Genomic DNA, 26,899 nt, shown 5'->3' with positions numbered 1-26,899 from the left:
TGATGGCCACCAAATAGGCCTCAGGCATTTGAATCGCGGCACGGCTCAGCCGGTCGCAAGAAACACGGAGAATCACAATGGGCAAGATCATCGGTATCGACCTGGGCACGACCAACAGCTGCGTCGCGGTCATGGAAGGCGGCGTCGCCAAGGTCATCGAGAATTCCGAGGGCGACCGCACCACGCCGTCGATCGTCGCGTTCACCAAGGACGGCGAAGTCATCGTCGGCGCCTCGGCCAAGCGTCAGGCGGTCACCAATCCCAAGAACACCTTCTACGCGGTGAAGCGCCTCATCGGCCGCAAATTCTCCGACGCGGAAGTCAAGAAGGACCTCGACCTGGTGCCGTACGGCATCCTCGCGCACGACAACGGCGACGCCTGGGTGCAGACCAGCGACGGCAAGAAGATGGCGCCGCAGGAAATCTCGGCCAAGGTGCTTGAGAAAATGAAGAAGACCGCCGAAGCCTATCTGGGCGAGACGGTCACCGAAGCCGTGATCACGGTGCCGGCTTACTTCAACGACAGCCAGCGCCAGGCAACCAAGGACGCCGGCCGCATCGCCGGTCTCGACGTCAAGCGCATCATCAACGAGCCGACCGCGGCCGCGCTGGCCTATGGCCTCGACAAAAAGGGCGGCGACCGCAAGATCGCGGTCTACGATCTCGGCGGCGGCACCTTCGACGTGTCGATCATCGAGATCGCCGAAATCGACGGCGAGAAGCAGTTCGAAGTGCTGGCCACCAATGGCGATACCTTCCTGGGCGGCGAAGACTTCGACAAGCGCGTCATCGACTTCCTGGTCGACGAGTTCCAGAAGGAGCAGGGCATCGACCTGCGCAAGGATCCGCTGGCCCTGCAGCGCCTGAAGGACGCGGCCGAGCGCGCGAAGATCGAGCTGTCGACCTCGCAGCAGACCGATGTGAACCTGCCGTACGTCACCGCCGATGCCTCGGGTCCCAAGCACCTGAACATCAAGCTCACCCGCGCCAAGCTCGAAGCCCTGGTCGATGATCTGGTCAAGAAGACGATCGAGCCCTGCCGCATCGCCCTGAAGGATTCGGGCCTGAGCGCGAGCGCGATCACCGAAGTGATCCTGGTCGGCGGTCAGACCCGCATGCCGAAAGTGCAGGCGGCCGTCGCCGAGTTCTTCGGCAAGGAACCGCGCAAGGACGTGAACCCCGACGAAGCCGTCGCCATCGGCGCGGCCGTGCAGGGCGGCGTGCTCGCCGGTACCGTCAAGGACGTGCTGCTGCTCGACGTGACCCCGCTGAGCCTGGGCATCGAGACCATGGGCGGCGTGTTCACCAAGATCATCGAAAAGAACACGACCATCCCGACCAAGGCCGCACAGACCTTCTCGACCGCCGAGGACAACCAGTCCGCCGTCACCGTGCATGTGCTGCAGGGCGAGCGCGAACAGGCCCGGTACAACAAGTCGCTGGCCAAGTTCGATCTTTCCGGTATCGATCCGGCGCCGCGCGGCATGCCGCAGGTCGAGGTGTCCTTCGACATCGACGCCAACGGCATCCTGCACGTCTCGGCCAAGGACAAGAAGAACGGCAAGGAACAGCGCATCGAGATCAAGGCCGGTTCGGGCTTGAGCGAGGAAGAAATCCAGCAGATGGTGCGCGACGCCGAAGCCAATCGCGAGGAAGACAAGAAGTTCCATGAGCTGGTCACCGCGCGCAACGCGGCCGACGGCCTGATCCACGCTACCCGCAGCGCGATCAAGGAGCATGGTTCGAAAGTCGCCGGCGAACAGCTGGCCGCGATCGAAACCGCGCTGTCCGAGCTCGAGACTGCGATGAAGGGCGACGACAAGGGTCAGATCGAAGCCAAGACCAATGCGCTGCAGCAGGCGAGCCAGTCGCTGCATGCCGCAGCGCAGGGCGGGCAGGGCGGCGGCGACGCCGGTCCGGCCGGCGAACCCGCGGGCAAGGCCGAAGACGTGGTGGACGCCGAGTTCACCGAGGTCAAGGACGACCAGAAATAAGTGGTTATTCCTGCGCGCGGTCCCCGCGCGCGGAATAACTGCCCGTGTTCGAGCGGACCCTTTGGGCCGCTCAACACGGGCAGCAGCGTGATGGCGATCGGGGATTTTTGATGAGCAAGCGTGACTATTACGAGGTTCTCGGCCTGGCGAAGAATGCCAACGAGGACGAAATCAAGAAGGCGTACCGTCGCGCCGCGCAAAAGCACCATCCCGATCGCAATCCGGATGACAAGCAGGCCGAGGCGAGTTTCAAGGAAGCCAAGGAAGCCTACGAAGTCCTGTCCGACGGCGGCAAACGCCGCGCTTACGACCAGCATGGCCATGCCGCGTTCGAACACGGCATGGGCGGCGGTGGCGGCGGCCCGGGTCCGGGCTTCGGCGACGTCAACGATATTTTCGGCGACATCTTCGGCGACATTTTTGGTGGCGGACGTCAGCAGCGCGGTCCGCGCCGCGGCGCCGACCTGCGTTACGTCATCGAGCTCGACCTCGAAGAAGCCGTGTTCGGCGTCGAGAAGCAGATCGAAGTGCCGACGCTTGTGGCCTGCAAACCCTGCAGCGGTTCGGGCTCGGAAGACGGCAAGGTCGAAACCTGCAAAACCTGTGCCGGTCGCGGCCAGGTGCGCATGCAGCGCGGCATCTTCTCGGTGCAGCAGCCGTGCCCGTCCTGCGGCGGCCGCGGCCAGACGATCGCCAAACCCTGCAAGAACTGCCACGGCAACGGCCGTCTGCAGGACGAGAAAGTGCTGGCGGTGAAAATCCCCGCGGGCGTCGACAACGGCGACCGCATCCGCCTGCAAGGCGAGGGCGAGGCCGGTCCGGCCGGTGCCCAGGCCGGCGATCTGTACGTGGAAGTGCAGGTCCGCGAACACGACATCTTCAAGCGCGACGGCGACGATCTGTACTGCGAAGTGCCGATCCGTTTCGCGCAGGCCGCGCTCGGTGCCGATGTCGTCGTGCCGACGCTCGATGGCGAGGCCCTGATCAAGGTGCCGCTGGAAACGCAGACCGGAAAGCTGTTCCGTCTGCGCGGCAAAGGCGTGAAGTCCGTGCGCAGCCACGGCACCGGCGACCTGCTATGCCGGGTGGTTGTGGAAACGCCGGTCAACCTCACCGCGCGGCAGCGCGAGCTGCTCAAGGACTTCGAGTCGACGTTCGAAGGCGAGGAGGGCGCACGGCATTCGCCACGCTCCAGCGGCTTCCTCGATGGCGTGAAGGCTTTCTGGGATCGCATGACCTCGTAAGCGCGTTCGCGCGAGGCTTGCGCAGACCGGCTTCCGGCCGCTAGCCTGCGGCCATGACCGATCCCCTCCGCGTTCTCATCCACGGCGCCAGCGGCCGCATGGGCCTGGCCTTGCTGCGCCTGGCGCGGGAAAACCCCGCGTTGAGCGTGGTCGCCGCGGTATCGCATTCCGGTCGCGCCATCGACGGCGTGGCGGTGCCGGTTTTCGCGAGTGCCGATCTCGCGCGTTGTCCGGCTTTCGACATCGCGATCGATTTCAGTTTGCCCGAGGGTTTTGATTCCCTGCTCGCGGCGTGCGTCGTGCGCGGAGCTGCATTGGTCAGCGGTACGACCGGCCTGTCGGACGGACAGCGCGAGACGCTCGATGCCGCCGGTCAGGTGATTCCGGTGCTGTGGGCATCGAACTTCAGTCTCGGTGTCGTCGTCCTGGAAGAATTGTCGCGCCGCGCCGCACGCGCCTTGTCGGGCTGGGATGCCGATGTCATCGAAGCGCATCACATCCACAAGAAAGACGCGCCGTCCGGCACGGCACTAACCTTGGGCGCCGCCGTCGCGGACGGGCGCGGGTCGCCGCCGCACTATGCGTCCTTGCGTGCCGGCGACATCGTCGGCGAACACACGGTGCAATTCAGCGGCCCGGGCGAGCGCATCGAACTCACGCACCGGGCCACGAACCGCGACATTTTCGCGCGCGGGGCATTGTCGGCCGCGGCGCATCTCCGCGGCCGGGCAGCCGGCAACTATCGACTCGCCGATCTGATCTTCGCGAGCTGAGGCCCGCGTCCTGGCGGCATTTGCGCGTCCGCACCCGCGTCGGGGACGTTTTTTCCGTGGACAGATTCGGCCTCGACGGCTAGAATTCCCGCTCGCCTGAACCCCTATCCCCCACGAACTTGGCCTCCTGCCTCGTTCGCGGTCTGCCGCAGCCCGGTGGACCGGGGCGGTTCACCCAGACAAGGCGAGTTCCCGTGACCCAAACCGCGATCCTTGCACTCGAAGACGGCACCGTATTCGAGGGCATTTCCGTAGGCGCGCCCGGCCTTTCCGTCGGCGAAGTGGTGTTCAACACCGCGCTGACCGGTTACCAGGAAATCCTCACCGATCCGTCCTATGCCCGGCAGCTGATCACGCTGACCTACCCGCATATCGGCAACACCGGCTGCACCAGTCAGGACGACGAATCGGGCGAGGTGTATGCCTCCGGCCTGATCGTGCGCGATGTGCCGCGTCGTCCCAGCAACTGGCGCAGCCAGGTCGCCTTGCCCGAATGGCTCGCCGCGCGCGGCGTGGTCGCGATCGCCGATATCGACACCCGCAAGCTGACCCGTCTGCTGCGTGATCGCGGTGCGCAGAACGGCGCGCTCATGGCCGGCGACATCGACGTCGACAAGGCGATCGAGGCCGCGCGCAAGTTCCCCGGTCTCAAGGGCATGGACCTGGCCAAGGAAGTCTGCACGCGCGAGCGTTACGTCTGGACCGAAGGCCAGCTCGATCTGGACCGCAACGAGTTCGTGCGCGCTGACGCCAAGTTCCACGTCATCGCCTACGACTTCGGCGTGAAGCGCAACATCCTGCGCATGCTTGCCGAACGCGGCTGCAAGGTCACCGTCGTTCCGGCGCAGACGCCGTCCGCGCAGGTGCTCGCGGAAAAACCCGACGGCGTGTTCCTGTCCAACGGCCCCGGCGATCCGGCGCCCTGCGACTACGCGATCGCGGCGATCAAGGAATTCCTCGCTGCGAAGATTCCGACCTTCGGCATCTGTCTGGGTCATCAGCTGCTCGGCCTCGCGGCCGGCGCGCAGACGATGAAGATGAAGTTCGGTCATCACGGCGCCAACCACCCGGTCATCGATCTCGATATCGGTCGCGTGATGATCACCAGCCAGAACCACGGCTTCGCGATCGACGAGAGCACGCTGCCGGCGAACGTGCGGGTGACGCATCGCTCGCTGTTCGATGGCTCCAACCAGGGCATCGCCCTGACCGACGCGCCCGCCTTCAGCTTCCAGGGTCATCCGGAAGCCAGTCCCGGTCCGCACGACGTATCGCCGCTGTTCGACCGCTTCATCCAGATCATGGAGGCACGCTGAGATGCCAAAACGTACTGACATCAAGAGCATCCTGATCATCGGCGCCGGCCCGATCGTCATCGGCCAGGCCTGCGAGTTCGATTACTCCGGCGCGCAAGCCTGCAAGGCGCTGCGCGAAGAGGGGTACCGGGTCATCCTGGTGAACTCCAATCCCGCGACGATCATGACCGACCCGGACATGGCCGACGCCGTCTACATCGAGCCGATCAATCCGGCCACGGTCGAACGCATCATCGCCAAGGAAAAGCCCGACGCGCTGCTGCCGACGATGGGCGGCCAGACCGCGCTGAACTGCGCCCTGGACATGGCCGATGCCGGCACGCTGGAGAAATACGGCGTCGAACTCATCGGCGCCTCGCGCGAAGCGATCCGCATGGCCGAGGACCGCGAGCTGTTCCGCGTCGCGATGAAGGAAATCGGCCTGGAATGCCCGAAAGCCGAAGTCGCGCGTACGCTCGAGCAGGCGATCGAGATCCAGACCCGCGTCGGTTACCCGACCATCATCCGCCCGAGCTTCACGCTGGGCGGCAGCGGCGGCGGCATCGCGTACAACCGCGAAGAACTCATCGAGATCGTCAAGCGCGGCCTGGATCTGTCGCCGACCAGCGAAGTGCTGGTTGAGGAATCCGTGCTGGGCTGGAAAGAATTCGAGATGGAAGTCGTCCGCGACACGGCGGACAACTGCATCATCGTGTGCTCGATCGAGAATCTCGATCCGATGGGCGTGCATACCGGCGACTCGATCACTGTCGCGCCGGCGCAGACGCTCACCGACAAGGAATACCAGCGCCTGCGCGATGCCTCGATCGCGGTGCTGCGCAAGATCGGCGTCGACACCGGCGGCTCGAACGTGCAGTTCGGCATCAATGCCCAGGACGGTCGCGTCGTCGTCATCGAGATGAACCCGCGCGTGTCGCGCTCGTCGGCGCTGGCGTCCAAGGCCACCGGTTTCCCGATCGCCAAGGTCGCGGCGAAACTCGCCGTGGGCTTCACGCTCGACGAGTTGCGCAACGAGATCACCGGCGGCGTCACCCCGGCCTCGTTCGAGCCGAGTATCGACTACGTCGTCACCAAGATTCCGCGCTTCGCATTCGAGAAGTTCCCGGCGGCCGATGCGCGCCTGACCACGCAGATGAAGTCGGTCGGCGAAGTCATGGCGATGGGCCGCACCTTCCAGGAATCGCTGCAGAAGGCGCTGCGCGGCCTCGAGATCGGCAAGGTCGGTCTCGACCCCACCGGTGCGGCGGCCCAGGGCGAAGACGGCCTGCTGCGCATCAAGCGCGATCTGAAGGAGCCCGGTCCGGAGCGTCTGTTCCAGGTTGCCGAAGCCTTCCGCGCCGGCCTGTCGGTCGACGACGTGTTCAAGCTCAGCTTCATCGATCCGTGGTTCCTCGACCAGATCGAAGAGCTCGTCGCGATCGAAGGCCAGATGCACCACGACGGCCTCGCCGGCCTCGACGCCAAGCGCCTGCGCCAGTTCAAGCGCAAGGGTTTCTCCGACATGCGCATCGCCCAGCTCACCGGCACCGACGAATCGGCCGTGCGCGCGCTGCGTCGCGCGTTCAACGTGCGCCCGGTGTACAAGCGCGTCGATTCCTGCGCGGCGGAGTTCGCGACGTCGACGGCCTACCTGTATTCGACCTACGAGGACGAATGCGAGGCTCTGCCGACCGATCGCAAGAAGATCATGGTGCTCGGCGGCGGTCCCAACCGCATCGGCCAGGGCATCGAGTTCGACTATTGCTGCGTGCATGCCGCGCTGGCTCTGCGCGAGGACGGCTACGAGACCATCATGGTCAACTGCAATCCGGAGACCGTGTCGACCGACTTCGACACCTCCGATCGCCTGTACTTCGAACCGCTGACGCTCGAGGACGTGCTCGAGATCATCGATGTCGAGAAACCCGAAGGCGTGATCGTGCAGTACGGCGGCCAGACGCCGCTCAAGCTCGCGCGCGCGCTGGAAGCCGCGGGCGCACCCATCATCGGCACTTCGCCCGATTCGATTGACCTGGCCGAAGACCGTGAGCGCTTCCAGCAGCTCATCGAACGCCTCGGCCTGCGTCAGCCGCCCAATCGCACGGCGCGTACGCCGGAAGAAGCACTCGCGCACGCCAAGGCCATCGGCTATCCGCTGGTCGTGCGTCCGAGCTACGTGCTCGGCGGTCGCGCGATGGAAATCGTCTATTCCGACGAGGACCTGTCGCGCTACATCCGCGAAGCGGTGCAGGTGTCCAACGATTCGCCGGTCCTGCTCGACCGCTTCCTCGACAACGCCGTCGAGGTCGACGTCGACGTGATCGCCGACGCCGAAGGCGGCGTGCTGATCGGCGGCATCATGGAGCACATCGAGGAAGCCGGCGTGCACTCGGGCGATTCGTCCTGCTCGCTGCCGCCGTACACGCTGAGCGTCGAGATCCAGGACCAGCTGCGCGAGCAGATGACGATGATGGCGCGCGAGCTCAAGGTCGTCGGCCTGATGAACGCGCAGTTCGCGATCCAGTTCGACGCGCAAGGTGGCGAAACCATCTTCGTGCTGGAGGTCAACCCGCGTGCTTCGCGCACGGTGCCTTTCGTGTCGAAAGCCATTGGCTCGCCGCTGGCCAAGATCGCCGCGCGTTGCATGGTCGGCCAGTCGCTGGCGGCGCAGGGCAAGACGCGCGAGATCATTCCCGCGTACTACTCGGTCAAGGAAGCGGTATTCCCGTTCGCCAAGTTCCAGGGCGTCGACCCGATCCTCGGCCCGGAAATGCGCTCCACGGGCGAAGTCATGGGCGTCGGCCGTACGTTCGAGGAAGCGTTCGGGCGCGCGGAAGAAGCGGCCAACATCAAGGCGCCGCAGGTCGGTCAGGTGTTCATTTCGGTGCGCGATGGCGACAAGCCGCGTGTCGCCGATGTCGCGAAACTGCTGGTCAGCCGCGGCTACACCCTCGTGGCCACCAGCGGCACCGCGACCTACCTGGGCGAGCAGGGCATCGAATGCGCGCGCATCAACAAGGTCATCGAAGGCCGCCCGCATATCGTCGACCTGATCAAGAACGGCGACATCGTCTATATCGTCAACACCACGGAAGGCAAGCAGGCGATCGCCGACTCCTTCTCGATCCGTCGCGAAGCGCTGCAGCATCGGGTAACGTATTCCACCACCATCCCGGGTGCGCGCGCGCTGATTCAGGCGATCGACACCCGTAACCACCCGCGCGTCTGGTCGCTGCAGGAATTGCACAAGGAACTTCAAGGATGAGCATCGCTCCTCTCACCACCCAGGGCGCCCAGCGTCTGCGCGAAGAGCTCGAGAACCTCAAGTCGGTCAAGCGCCCGGCGGTGATCAATGCGATCGCCGAGGCCCGCGCGCACGGCGATCTCAAGGAAAACGCCGAGTACCACGCCGCCCGCGAACAGCAGGGTTTCATCGAAGGCCGCATCCAGGAGCTGGAATACGTGCTGTCGCACTGCCAGCTGATCGACGTCGCCACGCTCAATGCCGGCGATCGCGTCGTGTTCGGCGCCACCGTGGAGCTGGGCGCGTCCGAGAGCGACGAAGAAGTGACCTACCAGATCGTCGGCGACCTGGAATCGGACATCAAGCAGGGCAAGATCTCGATTTCTTCGCCGATTGCGCGCGCGATGATCGGCAAACACCAGGGCGATACGATCACCATCGAAGCGCCCGGTGGCCAGCGCGAGTACGACATCCTCACGGTGCGCTACATCGGCTGAGGCCGACGCATGGGCGCGCCCGTCGACAGCCTGAGCCTGCTGCTTCCCGAGCGCCGTCGATTCGCGGGCCAGGCGCTGGCGCCGGAAACGGCCCAGCGACTGGGCCGCGCCGATCGTCTCGATGCCGCCGAGCCCGGCGATCGCGCGCAGTTGCTGCGCTATTTCCAGTTGTTGCCACGCGGCTGGCCGATGGCGGCGATCACCCGCCAGGCGGATGCCGGCGACGCTCCGATCCATGCTTGGCTGCGCGCCGATCCGGTGTATGTGCGGCCGGACGTCAACGGCGTGCGGCTCATGGCCTTCGGTAATCTCGGACTGACGGCCGAAGAAGCCGAGGCGTTCATCCGACCGCTGAAGCCGCTGTTCGGCGACACCGGCTTCCCGATCTCCGCGGGTGCGCCGGAACGCTGGTACCTGATGCTGCCGCGCGAATCGAAACTGCCGGTGTTCACCACACCGATGGAAGGCCTCGGCGAAGATCTGCTTGCGCATCTGCCGGACGGCCCCGAGGGACGTCGCTGGCGCGCCTTGCTCAACGAAGGGCAGATCCTGCTGCACAACCATCCGCGCAACGCCGAGCGCATCGCCGCCGGTCGGATGCCGGTGAACAGCCTCTGGTTCTGGGGCGGTGGCGTGTTGCCCGATGCGGTGAGCGTGTCCGCACCGCACGTCGTGGGCGACGACGTCGAATTGCGCGCCCTGGCGACGCTGGCCGGCGCCGACGCGAGACCCGGCGACACCGGGTCCGTCCTCGTTGATCTGCGCCACGCGCGGCAATGGGACGCCATCGAGCGCGATCATCTGCAGCCGGCGATCGGCCAGCTGGGCACGCGCTATGCCAGTGTGCTGCTCGATTTCGCCGACGGTGTGCGCTGGCGCATCGCCTCCGGTCAGCGTTGGCGGTTCTGGCGGCGTGCCTTGTCCCAGCTCGACGCGTGATCGCCGAGCCGCGCATCGTCCGGCGCCCGGTGCCGGAATTTTCAGGCTGGCCGGCGTCGGTGCCGGCCGTCCTGCAGCGCATCTACGCCGCACGCGGCCTGCGCAGCCCCGAGGAAGCGGAGCTTAAACTCGCTCGCCTGTTGCCGCCCGACAGTCTCGGTGGCCTCGAGGCGGCGGTCGCCTTGCTCGCCGAAACCATCGCGGCGCAACGGCACATCGTCATCGTCGGCGATTTCGACTGCGACGGCGCGACCGGCACGGCCGTCGCCGTGCGCGGCCTGCGCCTGCTCGGCGCCACGCGCGTGAGCTACCAGGTGCCGAACCGGGTCACGCACGGCTACGGACTGTCGGCGGCCCTGGTCGACGACCTGGTCGCGCTCTCGCCCGATCTGTTGATCACCGTGGACAGCGGCATCGCTTGTCACGCCGGCGTCGCGGCGGCGAAAGCGCGTGGCTGGCAGGTGCTGATCACCGACCATCATCTGCCAGGACCGCAGTTGCCGATGGCCGATGTCATCGTCAATCCCAATCTCGACGGCGACGCATTTCCGAGCAAGGCGCTCGCGGGCGTTGGCGTGATGTTCTATCTGCTGCTGGCCCTGCGCCGCCACCAGCGCGATGCCGGCGCGTACCCGAACGGCGAGCCGGATCTGTCGCGCCTGCTCGACTTGGTTGCTGTCGGGACCGTCGCCGATCTCGTGCCGTTGGACTACAACAATCGCTTGCTGGTATCGGCGGGTCTACGACGCCTGCGGCAAGGGCAGGGGCAGGCGGGCCTGGGAGCCCTGGCTGATGTCGCCGGGCGCGATCTGGGCAAACTCACGGCCAACGATATCGGCTTCGCACTCGCACCGCGTCTGAACGCGGCGGGGCGTCTGGAGGACATGGCGCTGGGCATCGAGTGCCTGCTTTGCGACGACCCGCTTCGCGCGCGCGAGCTGGCGCAGGTGCTCGATCGCATCAATGCCGAACGTCGCGACTTGCAGCAGAGCATGGTCGACGACGCCGAATTGCTTGTGCAGCGCCTGCCGCTGGACGATGGCGCGCTGCCGGCGGGCCTGGTCCTGTTCGATGCCGCCTGGCATGCGGGCGTGATCGGGCTGGTGGCCTCACGCATCAAGGATCGTGTGCACCGACCGACGATCGCGTTCGCGCCCGCCGAACCGGGCGGTACGTCCTTGCGCGGCTCGGCGCGCTCGATTCCCGGGTTCCATATCCGCGATGCCCTGGCTCTCATCGATGCACAGAATCCGGGTTTGATCGAACGCTTCGGCGGGCATGCGATGGCCGCCGGTCTGAGCCTGGACGCGCACCGTCTCGAAGCATTCCGCGTCGCATTCGCGGCCACGACCGAAGCGCGAATGTCGCCCGACTGGCTGCACTCGGAAATCCTCAGCGACGGCCCGCTGACCGTGAGTGAATCCGGCCGCGATCTGGCCGAGGCCTTGCGCCTGGCCGGCCCCTGGGGGCAGGGGTTTCCCGAGCCCTTGTTCGACGGCCTCTTCGAAGTGCGCGAGTGGCGCGTGCTCGGTGGCCGGCATCTGAAAATGTCCCTGGTGCCGGACGGGGGCAGGGCGGCGATCTCGGCGATCCATTTCGGCGGCTGGCGTGAACAGCCCCCGCCCGGACGCATCCACGTCGCCTATCAGCTGGAGCCCGACGATTTTCGCGGTCGCCGCGACGTGCAATTGCTGGTCCGGCACTGGCAGGCGGCCTGAGTCCGCGCGGTTTCGCGCCCGCTGCGCAAGGTCCCGGGCTGGTATCATTGCCCCCTGTTTTTTATAGGTCCTGTCCTCTCCATGGAACTCAACCTCATCCGCCAGCGAATCGCCGACCTCAAGGGTCGGCTGGATTCGCTGAGGGGGTATCTTTGACTTCGATGCAAAGCTAGAACGCCTCGAAGAAGTCAGCCGCGAGCTGGAAAATCCCGCCATCTGGAACGAACCCGAACGGGCGCAGGCCCTGGGCAAGGAACGTTCGTTCCTGGAAAAAACCACGTCCGAGATCAGCGGCAACACCGACGGTCTGGTCGAGGCCGCCGAATTGCTCGACCTGGCGGAAATGGACGATGACGAAGGCACCGTCGCGGCCGTCGTCGCCGATGTCGACAAGATCGCGGCGCGACTGGAGAAGCTGGAATTCCAGCGCATGTTCGGCGGCGAACTCGATGCCTCCAATTGCTTCGTCGATATCCAGGCCGGTGCCGGCGGTACCGAGGCGCAGGACTGGGCGGAAATCCTGCTGCGCATGTACCTGCGCTTTTGCGAAAACCGCGGCTGGAAAACCGAGCTGATGGAAGTCAGCGCTGGCGACGTTGCCGGCGTGAAGTCGGCGACGTTCCGCGTCGAAGGCGAGTACGCCTACGGCTGGCTCAAGACCGAGATCGGTGTGCATCGCCTCGTGCGCAAGTCGCCGTTCGATTCCGATAATCGCCGGCACACGAGTTTCACCTCGGTCTTCGTCAGTCCCGAGGTGGACGACAACATCGAGATCGATATCAATCCGGCCGATCTGCGTACCGACGTGTACCGGTCGTCCGGCGCCGGCGGCCAGCACGTCAACAAGACCGAATCGGCCGTGCGCATCACCCACGTCCCGACCAATACCGTGGTCGCTTGCCAGACCGGCCGCAGCCAGCACCAGAACCGCGACACCGCGATGAAGATGCTCAAGGCCAAGCTGTACGAAATGGAAGTGCAGAAGCGCAACACGGAAAAGAACGCACTCGAGGCGACCAAGTCCGACATCGGCTGGGGCAGCCAGATCCGCAGCTACGTGCTCGACCAGAGCCGCATCAAGGATCTGCGCACCGGCGTCGAACGCACCGACACGCAGAAGGTGCTGGACGGTGACCTCGACGAATTCGTCGAAGCCAGCCTGAAATCGGGCCTGGCGGCGGGTTCCAAACGCGTCGACGCGGCCTGATTTTTTTCGCTCCTACCTCCGATCTCCCTGGCAGAACCATGACCGAACCGACCATCGCCCCCGTCGACGAAAACCAGCTCATCGCCGAGCGCCGCGGCAAGCTCAAGGCGATCCGCGACCAGGGCATTGCGTTCCCGAACGATTTCAAACGGGGCGACTACGCGGCCGACCTGCAGGCGGAGTTCGCCAACAAGGAGCACTGGACGGCGGAAGTACTGGAAGCGACGCCGCGTCGCGTGCAGATCGCCGGCCGCATGCTGCTCAAACGCGTCATGGGCAAGGCCAGCTTCGTGCAGATCCAGGACATGAGCGGCCGCATCCAGCTCTACCTGACCGCGAACGATCTGGGCGAAAGCTACGATGCCTTCAAGGGCTGGGACATCGGCGACATCGTCGGCGTCGCCGGCGTGCTCACGCGCACCAAGACCGGCGAACTCTCGGTGAAGGCCAGCACGCTGCGCCTGCTGACCAAGTCGCTGCGGCCCTTGCCGGACAAGTTCCACGGCCTGTCCGACGTCGAGCAGCGCTATCGCATGCGCTACGTCGACCTGATCGTGAATCCGGAAGCGCGCGACGTCTTCATCAAGCGCTCGAAGATCGTCTCGGCGATGCGCAGCTGGCTCGATGCGCGCCGTTTCCTGGAAGTGGAAACGCCGATGATGCATTACATTCCTGGCGGCGCCACGGCCAAGCCGTTCATGACGCACCACAATGCGCTGGACCTCGACCTGTACCTGCGCGTCGCGCCCGAGCTCTACCTCAAGCGCCTCACCGTCGGCGGCCTCGAGCGCATCTACGAGATCAATCGCAACTTCCGCAACGAGGGGGTGTCGACGCGGCACAACCCCGAGTTCACGATGCTTGAGCTGTACGAGGCCTATGCCACTTACACCGAGATCATGGACCTGACCGAAGGCGTGATCCGCGACGTCGCCACATCGGTGCTCGGCACCAATGCGCTGACCTGGGACGGCAACGCAATCAACATCGGCCCGGCGTTCCGGCGCTGGTCAATGACCGAGGCGGTGCTCGAGCACAACCCGGAAATCCAGCGGGCGGAACTGCGCGATCTCGATGCCATGCGCCGTCACTGCGAACGCCTGAAAATCCACGTCAAGAAGGGCTACGGCTGGGGCAAGATCCTGCTGGAAATCTTCGAGAAGACCGTCGAGCACACGCTGATCCAGCCGACCTTCATCACCGACCATCCGGTCGAGGTGAGCCCGCTGGCGCGTGCGAACGACGTCGATTCCGAGCTGACCGACCGCTTCGAGCTTTTCATCGGCGGCAAGGAGATCGCGAACGGCTTCTCCGAGCTCAACGACGCCGAAGACCAGGCCGCACGCTTCCAGGCCCAGGTCGAGCAGAAGGACGGCGGCGACGACGAGGCGATGCATTTCGATGCCGACTACATCCGCGCCCTGGAAGTGGGCCTGCCGCCGACCGGTGGCCTGGGCATCGGCATCGACCGTCTGGTCATGCTGCTGACCGGCTCGGATTCGATCCGCGACGTGCTGCTGTTCCCCTACATGCGACCCGAATCGGCCTGACCGACGTGGGGCCGCCGGAGGGCAGTGGCGGCAGCCCGGTCACGGCCGCTTACGGCCCGCAATCAGGCACTTGCGGGACACTGTTCAGGTTCGGCCTGATAAGCGTATGCTCAACCCATTCGGTTTCCCGGATGGGTGCGACTCATGCGTGTATTGATCGTCGATGATCAAGCCTCACAGCGGACGATGCTCCGCCACTTGGTCGAGGACATCAGCCCCGAGATCAAGGTCACCGATTTCCCCGATCCCGTGCAGGCGCTGCTGTATTCGCAGAAAGAGCCGCCGGACCTGGTGATCCTCGATTACCGCATGCCCAAGATGGACGGGCTGGAATTTGCGCGTCGCTTCCGCCGGCCGCTGTCGCAGCGCGATGTGCCGATCATCCTGGTCACCGTCGTCGGCGACGAACCGATCCGACAGGCCGCGCTCGAAGCCGGCGTCATCGATTTCCTGGTCAAGCCCGTGCGCCCGCGCGAATTGCGCCTGCGTTGCAAGAATCTGCTCGAACTGCGCCAGCGCCAACAGTCGCTGAAGTCGCGTGCGCATCTGCTCGAGCACCAGCTGCTGTCGGGCATCCACGAGATGGAGCATCGCGAGCGCGACCTGCTCACGCGTCTGGCCAAGGCGACCGGCCAGCGCGAAGGCAACGACGTCCACCATGTTGAGCGGATTTCGCGCTACAGCGGGCTGATCGCCGAGAGCGCCGGACTCGACGATGACAACATCCGCCTGATCGAATACGCCGCGCCGCTGCACGACATCGGCAACATCTCCATTCCCGATGCCATCCTGCAAAAGCCCGGCCCGCTCGACGACGACGAGCGCAAGCGCATGCAGACGCACACCCTGATCGGGCACGAGATGCTGCGCGACAGCCACAGCGATTTCATCCAGGTCGGTGCCGAGATCGCGCTGGCGCATCACGAGCGCTGGGACGGCAGCGGGTATCCGAATGGCCTCATCGGCGAGGCGATTCCGATGTCGGCGCGCATCGTCGCCGTCGCGGACGTGCTCGATGCGATGACCAGCAACCGCCCGTATCGCCCGGCGAAAACCATCGAGGAAGCGCTTGCGAGTCTCAAGGCATCCTCCGGACGGCATTTCGATCCCGACCTGATCCGTATCCTGGATGGCCGCAGCAATGAAGTCGCGGCGATCCATCGCACTTTCACCGCAGCCCCCGTGGCGTAACCTGACCCGGCGACCCCGCCCGTGACCCTTCACAGCTCCCGCTGGCTCCAGCCGTTTCGCAATCGTCCCGATAGCGAACACGTGCAGGCGCTGGTGCGGCTGATCATCGCCTGCCTGATCCTGGCCTATCTGGGCGCCTTGCAGGCCTACGCCGGCCCGGCGCTGGACGTGCAGCCGATGGTGCTGATCATGCTGGCCGAAGCCGTGGTGGGCCTCGGCATCGTCGCCAGCATCGCCTTCGATCCCGGCGTTTCCCATGTTCGCCGCTGGCTGGGCATGCTCGCCGACTACGCAACGCTCGCGACCCTGATGACGCTGAAGGCCGAAGAGCTCGCACCGCTCTACGTGCTGATCCTTTGGGTGACGATCGGTAACGGCCTGCGCTACGGTACGCATTACCTGCATGCTGCGTCGACGCTGGCGGCGGCGTCGTTCCTGTCGGTGGTGTGGTTCGGCGATTTCTGGCGCGACCATGTCTACCTCGCCGGCGGTCTCGGCGTCGGCCTGATCGCGATCCCGATGTACCTGTCCTCGCTGCTCAAGGACCTGCACAGCGCCACCGAGGAAGCCAAGCGCGCCAATGCTGCCAAGTCGCGCTTCCTGGCCAATATGAGCCACGAATTCCGCTCGCCGCTCAACGGCATCATCGGCATGGCCGAGCTGCTGACCGGCACGCGCCTCGCGCCCGACCAGCGTGAATCGGCCGAAGTCATCTACACCTCGGCGCAGACCTTGCTGCTCCTGGTCGACGATGTGCTCGACATCTCGGCGATCGAAGCGGGCAAGCTGCAGCGCAAGGACGCGGATTTCAACCTGCACGATCTGGTGCATCGCCTGCAGAAGATGTTGCAGCCGCATGCCGCCGGCAAGGGACTGCTGCTGAAAGCCACCATCGACGACGATGTGCCCGTGCGCGTGCATGGCGACGGCGCGCACCTGACGCAGATCCTGCTCAATCTGATGCACAACGCGGTCAAGTTCACCGAACAGGGCGAAGTCGCGCTGAAGGTGAGCAACCAGGGCGGCAGCGAGCTGGCGCCCTTGCTGCGTTTCTCGGTGCGCGATACCGGCATCGGCATTTCAGCCGAGGACAAGGAACGCATTTTCCGCGCGTTCGAACAGGTCGACATGGGGCCGACGCGACGCTTCGGCGGCACCGGTCTGGGCACCACGATCGCCAAGACGCTCACGCAACTGCTCGGCGGTCAGATCGGTCTGGAAGACAACCCCGGCGGCGGCAGCCACTTCTGGGTCGAGCTGCCGATGCGCGTGCAGGAACCCGGTGCGGCCTCGCCCGAATCCGAAAGCGGCAAGGTGGTGTCCTTCGACGATCCGTTCATCCGGCACAAGGCGCGCGTGCGGTCCCTGCGCGTGCTGGTCGCCGACGATCAGCACGCCAATCGCGTCGTGCTGACCCGCATCCTGGAACGCGCCGGCCACAAGGTGACTGCGGTCAATGACGGCGAGGAAGCGCTGGACGCACTGGAAATCGGCAACATCGACATCGCCATCCTCGACATGCACATGCCGCACCTGACCGGCCTGGATGTCATCCGCCAGCTGCGTTTCATGCAGGCGGGCGGGAAATCGACGCCGGTCATCGTGCTCAGCGCCGATGCCACGGTGCAGGCGGTCAAGGATGCCGAAGCCGCCGGCGCGCCGGCCTATCTGACCAAGCCTGTGGTCGTGGGCAAGCTGCTGGAAACGATCGCGGACCTGATTTCGCCGCAGAAGCTGCCCGGTGTGCGTCCGGTCACCGATGTCGCGCGGCCGATGGTCAATCCTGCGGTGCTGCAGGAACTGGCCGCGATGAATCTGGGCGAGTCCTTTCTGCGCGATTTCGTCGAGCAATGCCTCAAGGACGCCTCGGGCTGCCTGGCCGAACTCTCGCGCGCCGGCTCTCTGCGGGCCTGGGAGGATTTCCGCGAGGCGGCGCACGCCTTCAAGGGCGTCGCCGAAAACATGGGTGCGCAGATTCTGGCCGAGCGCTGCATGCAGATCATGCGGGCCAACGACGAGGCGCTGGCGCGCGAACAGCGCAAGCTGGTCAGCGAGCTGACCTCGCAGCTGACCGTGGTGGCCGAACAGACGCGAAGCGAAGTCGCCCGCCTGATCCAGGCGGAGAACGGAAATTCCGGACGCGGCTCGAGCCCGGACAACAACTAGGTCGGGTCCGGCAGACGGTTTCCTGCCGCGACCGACCGCCCGGGAACGGCGCGGTCAGTCGCGAAAACGGCAAATCATCGCGCATTGATCATCGGCAGGGTGTCGGCGCGACGCTGCTGCGCGCGGATCAGGCGTTCCATCGTCTTCAGCGCGCGATCGTTCAGACGCATCGCTGCGTCGACCCATTCGGTGGTGACGGCGAGCAGTTCTTCGAGGCTGACCGGGCGGCAGGACTGGCGCACGGCATTCATCGAACGCAGGGCATTGCCGATGCGCTTGTGACGGCGGGCGAGTTCGCGCGCGGCCTGGATGCCTTCGCCCTTGGGCACGACATAGTCGACGACGCCCATCGCAAGCAGTTCTTCGGCCGGGTAAACCTTGGCGTCGAGCATCATTCGCTCGGCCTGGGCCGGGGTCACGCGGCGGGTCAGGAAGGTGTAAGCGCCCATGCCCGGGAACAGGTCGAACAGGACTTCGGGGAAGCCCATGCCGGTGCCTTCCTCGGCGATGATCGTGTGGCAGCACAGCGCGGCTTCGAAGCCGCCGCCGAGCGCGTCGCCCTGGACCACGGCGATGCTGTGCACGCGATCTTCGTACAGGCGCGAGAAGTTGAAGGCGACTTCGACGCACAGCTTGGCGTATTCGAGCAGACGGCCGCGGTTGCCGCTGCGAATCAGGCGCGCGAACAGGGACAGGTCGCCGCCCAGGTTGAACACGTCCGCATCGGAAGCCAGGATCAGGTGGTGGATGCCGGCTTGCGGATCGTTGTTGGCGGCAAGCGAGCGGCGCAGGTCTTCCTGGCCACGCTTCATTTCCTGAAGCAGGCGCTCGGAGAAACACGGGTGATAGCCGGGCGTCTGGCCGCCGGCATGCATGTAGAACCAGTCGGTTCCGGTGGACGATTCGCTGAAATTGCGGACGAGGGGGGAGCCGATTTCAAGGGTGACGCGCTCGAGCAGGGACATGGCAGTACTCCAGGGAGGAGAGGGGAGGACACGATCAGACATCCCTGACTGGCAGGGGCCAAACCAGTGTACACCCGGCCTTTATGTGTGCTAGGCACTCCCACAGTGCGCCTGTCTCCCTTCCGGAGCTGCCGCCGCCTCAGGCGGTGGTCTTTGGCGAGTCTCGCAACTCCCTGCGCAGGATCTTGCCGACGTTGGATTTCGGCAATTCTGTGCGGAACTCCACAAATTTGGGCAGTTTGTAGCCCGTGAGGTTCTCCCGGCAGAAAGCCTTGACCTGTTCGGCAGTGAGCGCCGGATCCTTCTTCACGATGACGACCTTCACTGCCTCGCCGGATTTTTCGTCCGGTACGCCGACCGCCGCGACCTCCAGAACCCCGGGCATCGTCGCGATCACGTCCTCGATCTCGTTCGGGTACACGTTGAAACCCGAGACGAGGATCATGTCCTTCTTGCGATCGACGATGAAGAAAAAGCCGTTCGCATCCATCTTGGCCATGTCGCCGGTATGCAGCCAGCCTTCGGCGTCGATGACCTTCGCCGTTTCTTCGGGACGCTGCCAGTAACCGAGCATCACCTGCGGACCCTTGACGCAAAGTTCGCCGACATCGCCCAGGGGCATGATGCGGCCTTCTTCATCCTTGAGGCAGCAGTCGGTCGAGGGAATCGGCAGACCGATCGCGCCGTTGTAGTCGGCCAGGTCCAGGGGATTCATGCACGCGGCGGGCGAGGTTTCCGTCAAGCCGTACGCTTCGACAAGCGTCACGCCGGTGACCTTCTTCCAGCGCTCGGCGACCGCGCGCTGCACGGCCATGCCGCCGCCGAGAGCGAGGTGCAGGGTGGAGAAATCGATCTTGTCGAAGCCGGGCGTGTTGAGCAGGCCGTTGAACAGCGTGTTCACGCCGGTGATCGCAGTGAACTTGCTAGTTGCGAGCTCTTTCACGAAGCCGGGCATGTCGCGCGGATTGGTGATCAGCAGATTCAGGCCGCCGAACTTCATGAACACCAGGCAGTTCGAGGTCAGCGCGAAGATGTGATACAGCGGCAGGGCGGTGATCATGATCTCTTCGCCCTCCCTGACGTCCTTGCCGATCCAGGCCGAGGCCTGCTGCATGTTCGCGACCAGATTGCGATGCGTGAGCATCGCGCCCTTGGCGACGCCGGTGGTGCCGCCGGTGTACTGCAGGAAGGCGATGTCGCCGGCGCGGATGTCGATCTGCGGCAGCGGTTTGTCGCCGCCGAGGGCCAGCGCGCGACGGAAGCTGATCGCGCCGGGTAGGCGGTAGTCGGGAATCATCTTCTTCACGTACTTGAGCATGAAGTTGACGATCGGGCCCTTCGGGAAACCGAGCAGGTCGCCGATGCAGGTGGTGATGACTTGCTTGATCGGCGTGTCGGCGACGACGTCGGCGACGGTGTGCGCGAACATCTCCATGACCACGATCACGGTGGCACCGGAATCGACGAGCTGGTGCTTGAGCTCGCGGCCGGTGTACATCGGATTGGTGTTGACGACGGTCAAGCCGGCGCGCAGCACGCCGAAGATCGCGATCGGGTACTGCAGCACGTTCGGCATCATCAGGGCGACGCGGTCGCCCTTCTTGAGCTTGAGCTCGTTGAGCAGGTAGTTGGCGAACTGGGCGCTCAGCCGGTCGACTTCGGCATAGGTCAGCGACTTGCCGTAGTTGGCGAAAGCGGGGCGGGAGTTGTAGCGTTCGCAGGCTTTGCTCAGCACCGAGACGATCGAGGGATACTCGTCTACATTGATCTCGTCCGGAACGTTTTCCGGATAGCTGGCCAGCCAGGGACGCTCATTGCTCATGCGGATCTTCCTTTCGCGAACTCAGGCCGGACCCCTCACCGTACGATGGAGGACGGAAGCCGTGGATGACCCGATTGGAGCATACGCACTAGGGGCTGGCAAGGCGCGCCGGCGCTGGCTGCACGGCCTTGTGACGGCCTCCGCGCTGGCCTGCGCGGGCCTGCTCGCAGGCTGTAGCCACGAGCCGCCGGAACAGAAATTGCGCGACACCATCGCCGGCATGCAGGCCGCCGCCGAGGCGCGCGACGCGGACGAATTGTTCGCACCGATCGCCGAGGATTTCGGCGGTCCCGGCGGTATGGATCGCGAGTCGTTCCGGCGCTTCGTCACCCTGGTATCGCTGCGCAACGAGAAGGTCGGCGTGCAGCTGGGCCCGATGGACGTCAAGCTGTTCGGCCAGGACCGCGCGACGGTGCGATTCACCGCGGCCACCAGCGGCGGTTCGGGCTGGTTGCCCGACAGCGCGCAGGTCTACCAGGTCGAAACCGGCTGGCGGATGCAGGACGGCGACTGGAAACTGATCTCGGCGACGTGGGATCCCTCGCTCTGATCTGGCTGTGTCACTGTCGTCAGACCCGGGAAACGAAAAAGGCGGCCTAGGCCGCCTTTTTCCTTACTGACCAGTCGAAAGACTCAGGCGGCTTTCTTGCTGGCCAGCTGACGCAGCACGTAGTGCAGGATGCCGCCGTGACGGAAGTATTCGACTTCCTTCGGCGTCAGCAGCAGGACCTGCGCCTGGAAGCGGATTTCGCCACCGTCGGCTTTCTTCGCGACCACGTCGGCAACCTTGCCGGCGCCGTCCTTCAGGCCGGTGATCGAGAACACCTCGTCGCCCTTGAGTCCGAGCGACGCCGCGTTCTGGCCGTCGAGGAACTGCAGCGGCAGCACACCCATGCCGACCAGGTTCGAACGGTGGATGCGCTCGAAGCTTTCGGCGATGACAGCCTTCACGCCGAGCAGGTTGGTGCCCTTGGCCGCCCAGTCGCGCGACGAACCGGTGCCGTATTCCTTGCCCGCGATGACGACCAGGGGCACGCCCTCGGCCTTGTACTTCATCGCCGCGTCGTAGATCGCCAGCTTTTCGCCATCCGGGAAATGCAGGGTGTTGCCGCCTTCCTCGCCGCCCAGCATCAGGTTCTTGATGCGGATGTTGGCGAAGGTGCCGCGCACCATGACGTCGTCGTTGCCGCGGCGCGAGCCATAGCTGTTGAAGTCGGTCGGAGCGACACCGCGCGACTGCAGGAACTTGCCCGCAGGCGAGCTGGCCTTGATGTTGCCGGCCGGCGAGATGTGGTCGGTGGTGATCGAGTCGCCGAACAGGCCGAGCAGGCGCGCATCGTGGATGTCTTCGATCTTGCCGATCGCCATCGACATGCCGTCGAAGTAGGGCGGATTCTTGACGTAGGTCGAGTCGCCGTCCCACTGATAGCTCTCGCCGTCCGGGGAGGCGATCTGGTTCCAGCGCGAGTCGCCCTTGAACACGTCGGCGTAGTTCTTGGCGAACATGTCCGGACCGATCGTGCGCAGGATGTTGTCGCTGATTTCCTTGTTCGACGGCCAGATGTCCTTGAGGTAGACCGGCTGTCCGTCCTTGCCCGTGCCCAGCGCATCCTTCGATAGATCGATGTCGACGGTGCCGGCGATCGCGTAAGCCACCACCAGCGGCGGCGAGGCGAGGTAGTTCATTTTTACTTCGGCATGCACGCGGCCTTCGAAGTTGCGGTTGCCCGACAACACCGACGCGACCACGAGGTCGTTCTCGGCGATGCCCTTGGACACTTCGTCCGGCAGCGGGCCGGAGTTGCCGATGCAGGTCGTGCAGCCGTAGCCGACGACGTAGAAGCCGAGCTTCTCGAGGTCGCCCAGTACGTCCGCCTTCTTGAGGTAGTCGGTGACCACCAGCGAGCCCGGCCCGAGCGAGGTCTTGACCCACGGCGCCGCGGTCAGGCCCTTGGCGACGGCGTTGCGCGCCAGCAAGCCGGCGGCCAGCATCACGGCGGGGTTGGACGTGTTCGTGCACGAGGTGATAGCGGCGATGACGACGGAACCGTCGCCGAGCTCGCAGTCGGCATCCTTGATGCGGATCTTCGAACGGGGCTTGGAGGCGAGGTGCTCGGCCTGCGGCTGGTCGCCGCCTTCGGCGTCGAAGCGCTGCACGGTTTCGGCCTTGGGCTTGCGGTTCGCGATCAGGCCTTCGAGGCTGGCGTGGTAGTTCGCCTTCATGTCGGTGAGCAGCACGCGGTCCTGCGGACGCTTCGGGCCGGCAAGCGAGGGCAGCACGGTGCCCATGTCCAGCGACAACACGGCGCTGTACTCGGCTTCGGCATCGGTGCGCCACAGGCCCTGGGCCTTGGCATAGGCTTCGACGAGCGCGATGAGTTTCTCGTCGCGGCCCGACAGACGCAGATAGTTCAGCGCCTCGTCGTCGACCGGGAAGATGCCGCAGGTCGCACCGTATTCGGGCGCCATGTTGGCGATCGTCGCACGGTCGGCCAGCGGCAGGTGCTCCAGGCCGGAGCCGAAGAATTCGACGAACTTGCCGACGACGCCGTGCTTGCGCAGCATCTGGGTGACGGTCAGCACGAGGTCGGTCGCGGTCGCGCCTTCCGGCAGCTTGCCGGTCAGCTTGAAGCCGACGACCTGCGGAATCAGCATCGAGCTCGGCTGGCCGAGCATCGCCGCTTCCGCTTCGATGCCGCCGACGCCCCAGCCCAGCACGCCGATGCCATTGATCATCGTGGTGTGCGAGTCGGTGCCGAACACGGTGTCCGGGAACGCGTACTTCACGCCGTCGATGTCGCGCTCCATCACCACGCGGGCGAGGTTCTCCAGGTTCACCTGGTGCACGATGCCGGTGTTCGGCGGCACGACCTTGAAGTTGTTGAAGGCTTTCTGGCCCCAGCGCAGGAAGCTGTAGCGCTCGCCGTTGCGCGCGAATTCGATCGCGCCGTTCTCGTCGAGGGCGCTGGGCTTGCCGAACACGTCGACCTGCACGGAGTGATCGATGACCAGTTCCGAGGGAATCAGCGGATTGATGTTCGAGGCCGAGCCGCCGAGCTTGACGACGGCGTCGCGCATCGCGGCGAGGTCGACGACGCAGGGCACGCCGGTGAAGTCCTGCAGGACGACGCGGGCGGGCATGAAGGCGATTTCCGTGTCCGGCTCTTTCGTCGCGACCCAGTTGGCGACGGCTTCGATCGATTCCTTGGTGACCGACACGCCGTCTTCGCAGCGAAGCAGGTTCTCGAGCAGGATCTTCATCGAGAACGGCAGGCGGGCCAGGTTGTAGCGCTGGCCGAGCTTGGCCAGGCTGTAGATCGTGTACGACGTGCCGTTGACGCTGAGCTGGTCGCGGGTCGCGAAGGAGTCGGACATGGAGGGGGCTCCTGAGGGTTTGGCTATGGGACTTGGCTGAAATCCGGGCGGGTAAGGCACGCCGGTAGCCCCATATTATGCCTCAAGAAGCGGTCTTCTGGCGCCATGACGCCGCGATCTGGAGCCAAATAAGCTCAGGCGAGCAGGCTGCGCGCGGTCTCGGTCATCGCCTTGCGCGAGAACAGGAAATCCCAGTAGCTGCCGCCGACCTGGCGCCAGAGCACGGCGGCCCGCAGCGCGGCGAGCAGGGCCGCACGTACCTCGCCAACGACGTCGGGCTGCCCGAGATAAACCGGGTTGCCCTGGACGAGCACGCGCGGTCCGAGCGGACTGATCTGTTCGGCATAGAGCTCGCCGAGGCGACTGAGCACGGTGGGATGGGTCGGCCCCCAATGATCGCGTTGGCGCTGGATGTCACCGAGCGTGCGCTGCACCGCCGCGACCACGGCGTCGGAGGCGACGAAACGGCGCTCCAGGCCCATGACGTTCATGGCCATGCGGGTCTGCGCGGCATCGCGATCGCCGCCGTCGAGCTGGGCGATCAGGCGGCGCAGGCCGGATTCGAGTTCCTGGGCGCTGCCATAGACGGCCTCGGTGCTCTCGGCATCGAAGCGGAACAGGCTGTCGATGCAGGTCGCCAGCGGCTGCGTCTCCGACTGGCCGTTGTTGGCCATCTGTTGGACGAGCTTGATCGCCTGCAACAGGCCGGCGAGGGCGAGGACTCGGTCTTTCATGCGGCGCGGTGCCCCAGTTGTTGTTCGAGACGGGCGTCGGTGCGCAGTATCACCGCACCGCCGAGGCATTCGTCGCCGGCATAGAACACCACCGACTGCCCCGGCGTCACCGCGCGTTGCGGTCGATCGAAGCGGACGGACACGCTGCCATCGTCGCGCACGGTCACCTCGCAGTCTTCGTCGCGCTGACGGTAACGGGTCTTGGCGGTGCAGCGCAGGCGCGTCCCCGGTGGCGCGCCGCCTACCCAGTGGGCCGGTTCGCTGTCGAGCAGGCGCGAGTGCAGCCATTCGCTGTCTGTTCCCTGGTCGACGAATAGCACGTTCGTGGCGACATCCTTGCCCACGACGAACCAGGGCGCCGCCGGCCGGCCTTTCACGCCGCCAATGTGCAGGCCTTCGCGCTGGCCCAGGGTGTAGTAGAAAACGCCATCGTGTTCGCCGACCTTGCTGCCGTCGACACTGCGGATGTCGCCGCGCTGGGCGGGAATGTACTGGCCCAGGAAGTCGCGGAAGTCGCGTTCGCCGATGAAGCAGATGCCGGTGGAGTCCTTCTTCTGCGCAGTTGGCAGGCCAGCCTCGGCCGCCAGGCGACGCACCTCGGCCTTGGGCAGGTGCCCGATCGGGAACAAGGTCGCGGCGAGCTGTTCCTGGCCGAGTTGGTGCAGGAAATAAGTCTGGTCCTTGTCGCCGTCGGCGCCGCGCAGCAGCCGCCAGCGGCCATCGCGCCAACCCACCTGGGCGTAGTGGCCGGTCGCGATCTTTTCCGCGCCCAGGGCACGCGCCTCGTCGAGGAAGGTCTTGAACTTGATCTCGCGGTTGCACAGCACGTCCGGATTGGGCGTGCGGCCCGCGCGGTATTCGGAAAGGAAGTGCTCGAACACGCCCGACCAGTATTCTCTGGCGAAATTGCGTGCAAAGAACGGGATGCCGAGACGGCCGCAGACACCGATCGCGTCGCGGCGATCGTCCTCCGCGCGGCACTCGCCGCTCTCATCTTCGTCCCAGTTCTGCATGAACAGCCCGGCGATCGATTCTCCCTGCTGCTTGAGCACGAGCGCGGTCACCGACGAATCCACGCCGCCGGAAACGCCGACGATCACGCGCGCGGATCGCGGCGAGGAGGGGTCTTGCACGGGGGTGTTCATGACAGGTGGGTCAGGGCGGCCAGCGGCAGACGCCGCCCGGCCAGGAAATCCTCGACCACGCGCCAGACGAGCGGGCTGCGGTGGCGGGCGGTATCGGCCGATAGTTCGGCGGGCGTCATCCACAGCGCCTGGAGAATGCCTTCGTCCAGCTTGCGATGCGGATCGTGTTCGACCGGCTCGGCGGAAAAAGCCAGGCGCAGGTAGTGGCGGCCGGTTTCCGGGGCTTTCCACTGGTAGGCGCCGACGAAGGACTGCAGGCGCACCTGCCAGCCGGTTTCCTCCAGCGTCTCGCGCAAGGCCGCATCGGTCAGCGACTCGTCGGGTTCGAGATGGCCGGCAGGCTGGTTGAGCACGGTCCTGCCGCCCACTTCTTCTTCCACCATGAGAAGACGACCGTCGCGCACCACGATGGTGGCGACGGTGACGTCCGGTTGCCAGAACTTGCGGTTGCGATAGTTCAATCAGTACTGGTCTTTGCTGCCGCTCATGCTTTCTTCAAGCTTGTCAGCGGAGTTGACTGCCGCTTCGATCGCGTCGACCAGCTGCTCGGCATTCGCGTCGGCAGCGATCTTCACCACGAACATGGCGATGTTTTCGTTGGCCTCCCAGGCGCCCAGCTTCACGCTGTGGTTCTCGCGCAGCAGGGTATTGGCGATCAGGGGCGGGAAATCGGTGGTTTCGCTCTTGTAGCCAGGCGACCAGATCTCGCGGACCTTGAGGGTGCCGTAGGTGTTGACCGAGCTGCGCACGAACACCAGCTGGGTGCGGCCTTTGGTGCCGACCTTGTAGACGATCTTGAAATCGCCGTCGCCGTCGATTTCGAACTTGATGCCTTTGCTCTCGAGCTGGGCCTTGATCACCGCGTCCGAACTGGCCGCGCTGGCGGATCCCACGAACAGCATCAGGGCCGCCGAGGCAGCCATGTAAAGCTTTTTCATACCCTTTCCCCTGGTCTGGCAGGCCGGATGGCCGGCACCGCATTCTGAAACGAAACCCGGAACTTAGTCCATGCTTGCATCCGGCGAGGTCGCCCCGATTTA

19 protein-coding genes and 1 pseudogene are annotated in these 26,899 nt (G+C 65.3%); 13 read left to right on the top strand and 7 right to left on the bottom strand.

Going from position 1 to position 26,899, the window contains the following annotated elements; genetic code table 11:
• Positions 1–77 precede the first annotated feature (77 nt).
• From dnaK to G467_RS0105210, 12 genes are all read left to right on the top strand, one after another.
• Positions 78–1,994, top strand: a complete 1,917-nt coding sequence (gene dnaK, locus G467_RS0105265; protein WP_022968688.1) for a molecular chaperone DnaK — start codon at positions 78–80, stop codon at positions 1,992–1,994.
• A gap of 110 nt (positions 1,995–2,104) precedes the next feature.
• Entirely contained in the window at positions 2,105–3,238 is a 1,134-nt protein-coding gene (gene dnaJ / locus G467_RS0105260; protein ID WP_022968687.1) for a molecular chaperone DnaJ, read from the top strand.
• Between the two features lie 53 nt (positions 3,239–3,291).
• Positions 3,292–4,011 carry a 4-hydroxy-tetrahydrodipicolinate reductase gene (gene dapB, locus G467_RS15525; RefSeq protein ID WP_022968686.1) on the top strand — a complete coding sequence of 240 codons (720 nt, stop codon included), beginning with the start codon at positions 3,292–3,294 and terminating at the stop codon, positions 4,009–4,011.
• A 194-nt stretch (positions 4,012–4,205) separates the two neighbouring features.
• On the top strand, positions 4,206–5,327 hold the full coding sequence (carA, locus tag G467_RS0105250) for a glutamine-hydrolyzing carbamoyl-phosphate synthase small subunit (RefSeq protein WP_026802385.1): 1,122 nt from the start codon (positions 4,206–4,208) through the stop codon (positions 5,325–5,327).
• Position 5,328: 1 nt separating this feature from the next.
• A complete protein-coding gene (gene carB / locus G467_RS0105245; RefSeq protein WP_022968684.1) occupies positions 5,329–8,571 on the top strand; it encodes a carbamoyl-phosphate synthase large subunit in 3,243 nt (1,080 codons plus the stop codon).
• Entirely contained in the window at positions 8,568–9,047 is a 480-nt protein-coding gene (gene greA, locus G467_RS0105240) for a transcription elongation factor GreA (protein ID WP_022968683.1), read from the top strand. Before carB ends, greA begins: the two co-directional genes overlap by 4 nt.
• 9 nt (positions 9,048–9,056) lie before the next feature.
• Positions 9,057–9,986 carry a hypothetical protein gene (locus G467_RS0105235; RefSeq protein ID WP_022968682.1) on the top strand — a complete coding sequence of 310 codons (930 nt, stop codon included), beginning with the start codon at positions 9,057–9,059 and terminating at the stop codon, positions 9,984–9,986.
• Positions 9,983–11,704 (top strand): single-stranded-DNA-specific exonuclease RecJ, encoded by a 1,722-nt coding sequence (recJ, locus tag G467_RS0105230; protein WP_022968681.1) that lies wholly within the window; start codon positions 9,983–9,985, stop codon positions 11,702–11,704. Before G467_RS0105235 ends, recJ begins: the two co-directional genes overlap by 4 nt.
• A gap of 81 nt (positions 11,705–11,785) precedes the next feature.
• A protein-coding gene (gene prfB / locus G467_RS0105225; protein ID WP_155844835.1) for a peptide chain release factor 2 occupies positions 11,786–12,911 on the top strand; the annotation gives its coding sequence in 2 pieces (ribosomal slippage) (positions 11,786–11,857 and positions 11,859–12,911; 1,125 coding nt in all).
• Positions 12,912–12,949: 38 nt separating this feature from the next.
• Positions 12,950–14,461, top strand: a complete 1,512-nt coding sequence (gene lysS, locus G467_RS0105220; RefSeq protein WP_022968679.1) for a lysine--tRNA ligase — start codon at positions 12,950–12,952, stop codon at positions 14,459–14,461.
• 144 nt (positions 14,462–14,605) lie between these two features.
• Positions 14,606–15,652 carry an HD domain-containing phosphohydrolase gene (locus tag G467_RS0105215; RefSeq protein ID WP_026802382.1) on the top strand — a complete coding sequence of 349 codons (1,047 nt, stop codon included), beginning with the start codon at positions 14,606–14,608 and terminating at the stop codon, positions 15,650–15,652.
• A 21-nt stretch (positions 15,653–15,673) separates the two neighbouring features.
• Positions 15,674–17,818 (top strand): ATP-binding protein, encoded by a 2,145-nt coding sequence (locus G467_RS0105210; protein WP_022968677.1) that lies wholly within the window; start codon positions 15,674–15,676, stop codon positions 17,816–17,818.
• Between the two features lie 74 nt (positions 17,819–17,892).
• Here G467_RS0105210 and G467_RS0105205 read toward each other — a convergent pair whose 3' ends face one another.
• Positions 17,893–18,783, bottom strand: a complete 891-nt coding sequence (locus tag G467_RS0105205) for a crotonase/enoyl-CoA hydratase family protein (RefSeq protein WP_022968676.1) — start codon at positions 18,781–18,783, stop codon at positions 17,893–17,895.
• A 139-nt stretch (positions 18,784–18,922) separates the two neighbouring features.
• Complete coding sequence (locus tag G467_RS0105200) at positions 18,923–20,605, bottom strand: long-chain fatty acid--CoA ligase (protein WP_022968675.1); 1,683 nt, start codon at positions 20,603–20,605, stop codon at positions 18,923–18,925.
• A 199-nt stretch (positions 20,606–20,804) separates the two neighbouring features.
• On the opposite strand from G467_RS0105200, the gene G467_RS0105195 reads away from it, so the two are divergent.
• Positions 20,805–21,155, top strand: coding sequence for a nuclear transport factor 2 family protein (locus G467_RS0105195; protein ID WP_425386820.1), 351 nt, complete (start codon positions 20,805–20,807; stop codon positions 21,153–21,155).
• A gap of 155 nt (positions 21,156–21,310) precedes the next feature.
• Here the strand turns inward: G467_RS0105195 and acnA are convergent.
• The 5 genes and pseudogenes from acnA to G467_RS0105170 form a co-directional block, all read right to left on the bottom strand.
• A pseudogene (acnA, locus tag G467_RS0105190) lies at positions 21,311–23,980 on the bottom strand (aconitate hydratase AcnA); the annotation flags it as partial.
• Positions 23,981–24,114: 134 nt separating this feature from the next.
• Positions 24,115–24,714 carry a high frequency lysogenization protein HflD gene (hflD, locus tag G467_RS0105185; protein WP_022968672.1) on the bottom strand — a complete coding sequence of 200 codons (600 nt, stop codon included), beginning with the start codon at positions 24,712–24,714 and terminating at the stop codon, positions 24,115–24,117.
• Positions 24,711–25,859: a tRNA 2-thiouridine(34) synthase MnmA gene (gene mnmA, locus G467_RS0105180; protein WP_022968671.1), complete on the bottom strand. Its 1,149-nt coding sequence runs from the start codon at positions 25,857–25,859 to the stop codon at positions 24,711–24,713. The genes hflD and mnmA overlap by 4 nt, the downstream gene beginning before the upstream one ends.
• Positions 25,856–26,320 (bottom strand): NUDIX hydrolase, encoded by a 465-nt coding sequence (locus G467_RS0105175; protein ID WP_022968670.1) that lies wholly within the window; start codon positions 26,318–26,320, stop codon positions 25,856–25,858. Before G467_RS0105175 ends, mnmA begins: the two co-directional genes overlap by 4 nt.
• A complete protein-coding gene (locus tag G467_RS0105170; RefSeq protein WP_022968669.1) occupies positions 26,321–26,797 on the bottom strand; it encodes a type III secretion system chaperone family protein in 477 nt (158 codons plus the stop codon).
• Positions 26,798–26,899: the final 102 nt, after the last annotated feature.

Origin of the sequence: Arenimonas oryziterrae DSM 21050 = YC6267 (genome assembly GCF_000420545.1) — a bacterium.
Taxonomy (GTDB): domain Bacteria; phylum Pseudomonadota; class Gammaproteobacteria; order Xanthomonadales; family Xanthomonadaceae; genus Arenimonas; species Arenimonas oryziterrae.
The sequence above is the reverse complement of the archived record's forward strand: the minus strand, read 5'-3'. Positions and strand labels throughout refer to the sequence as shown.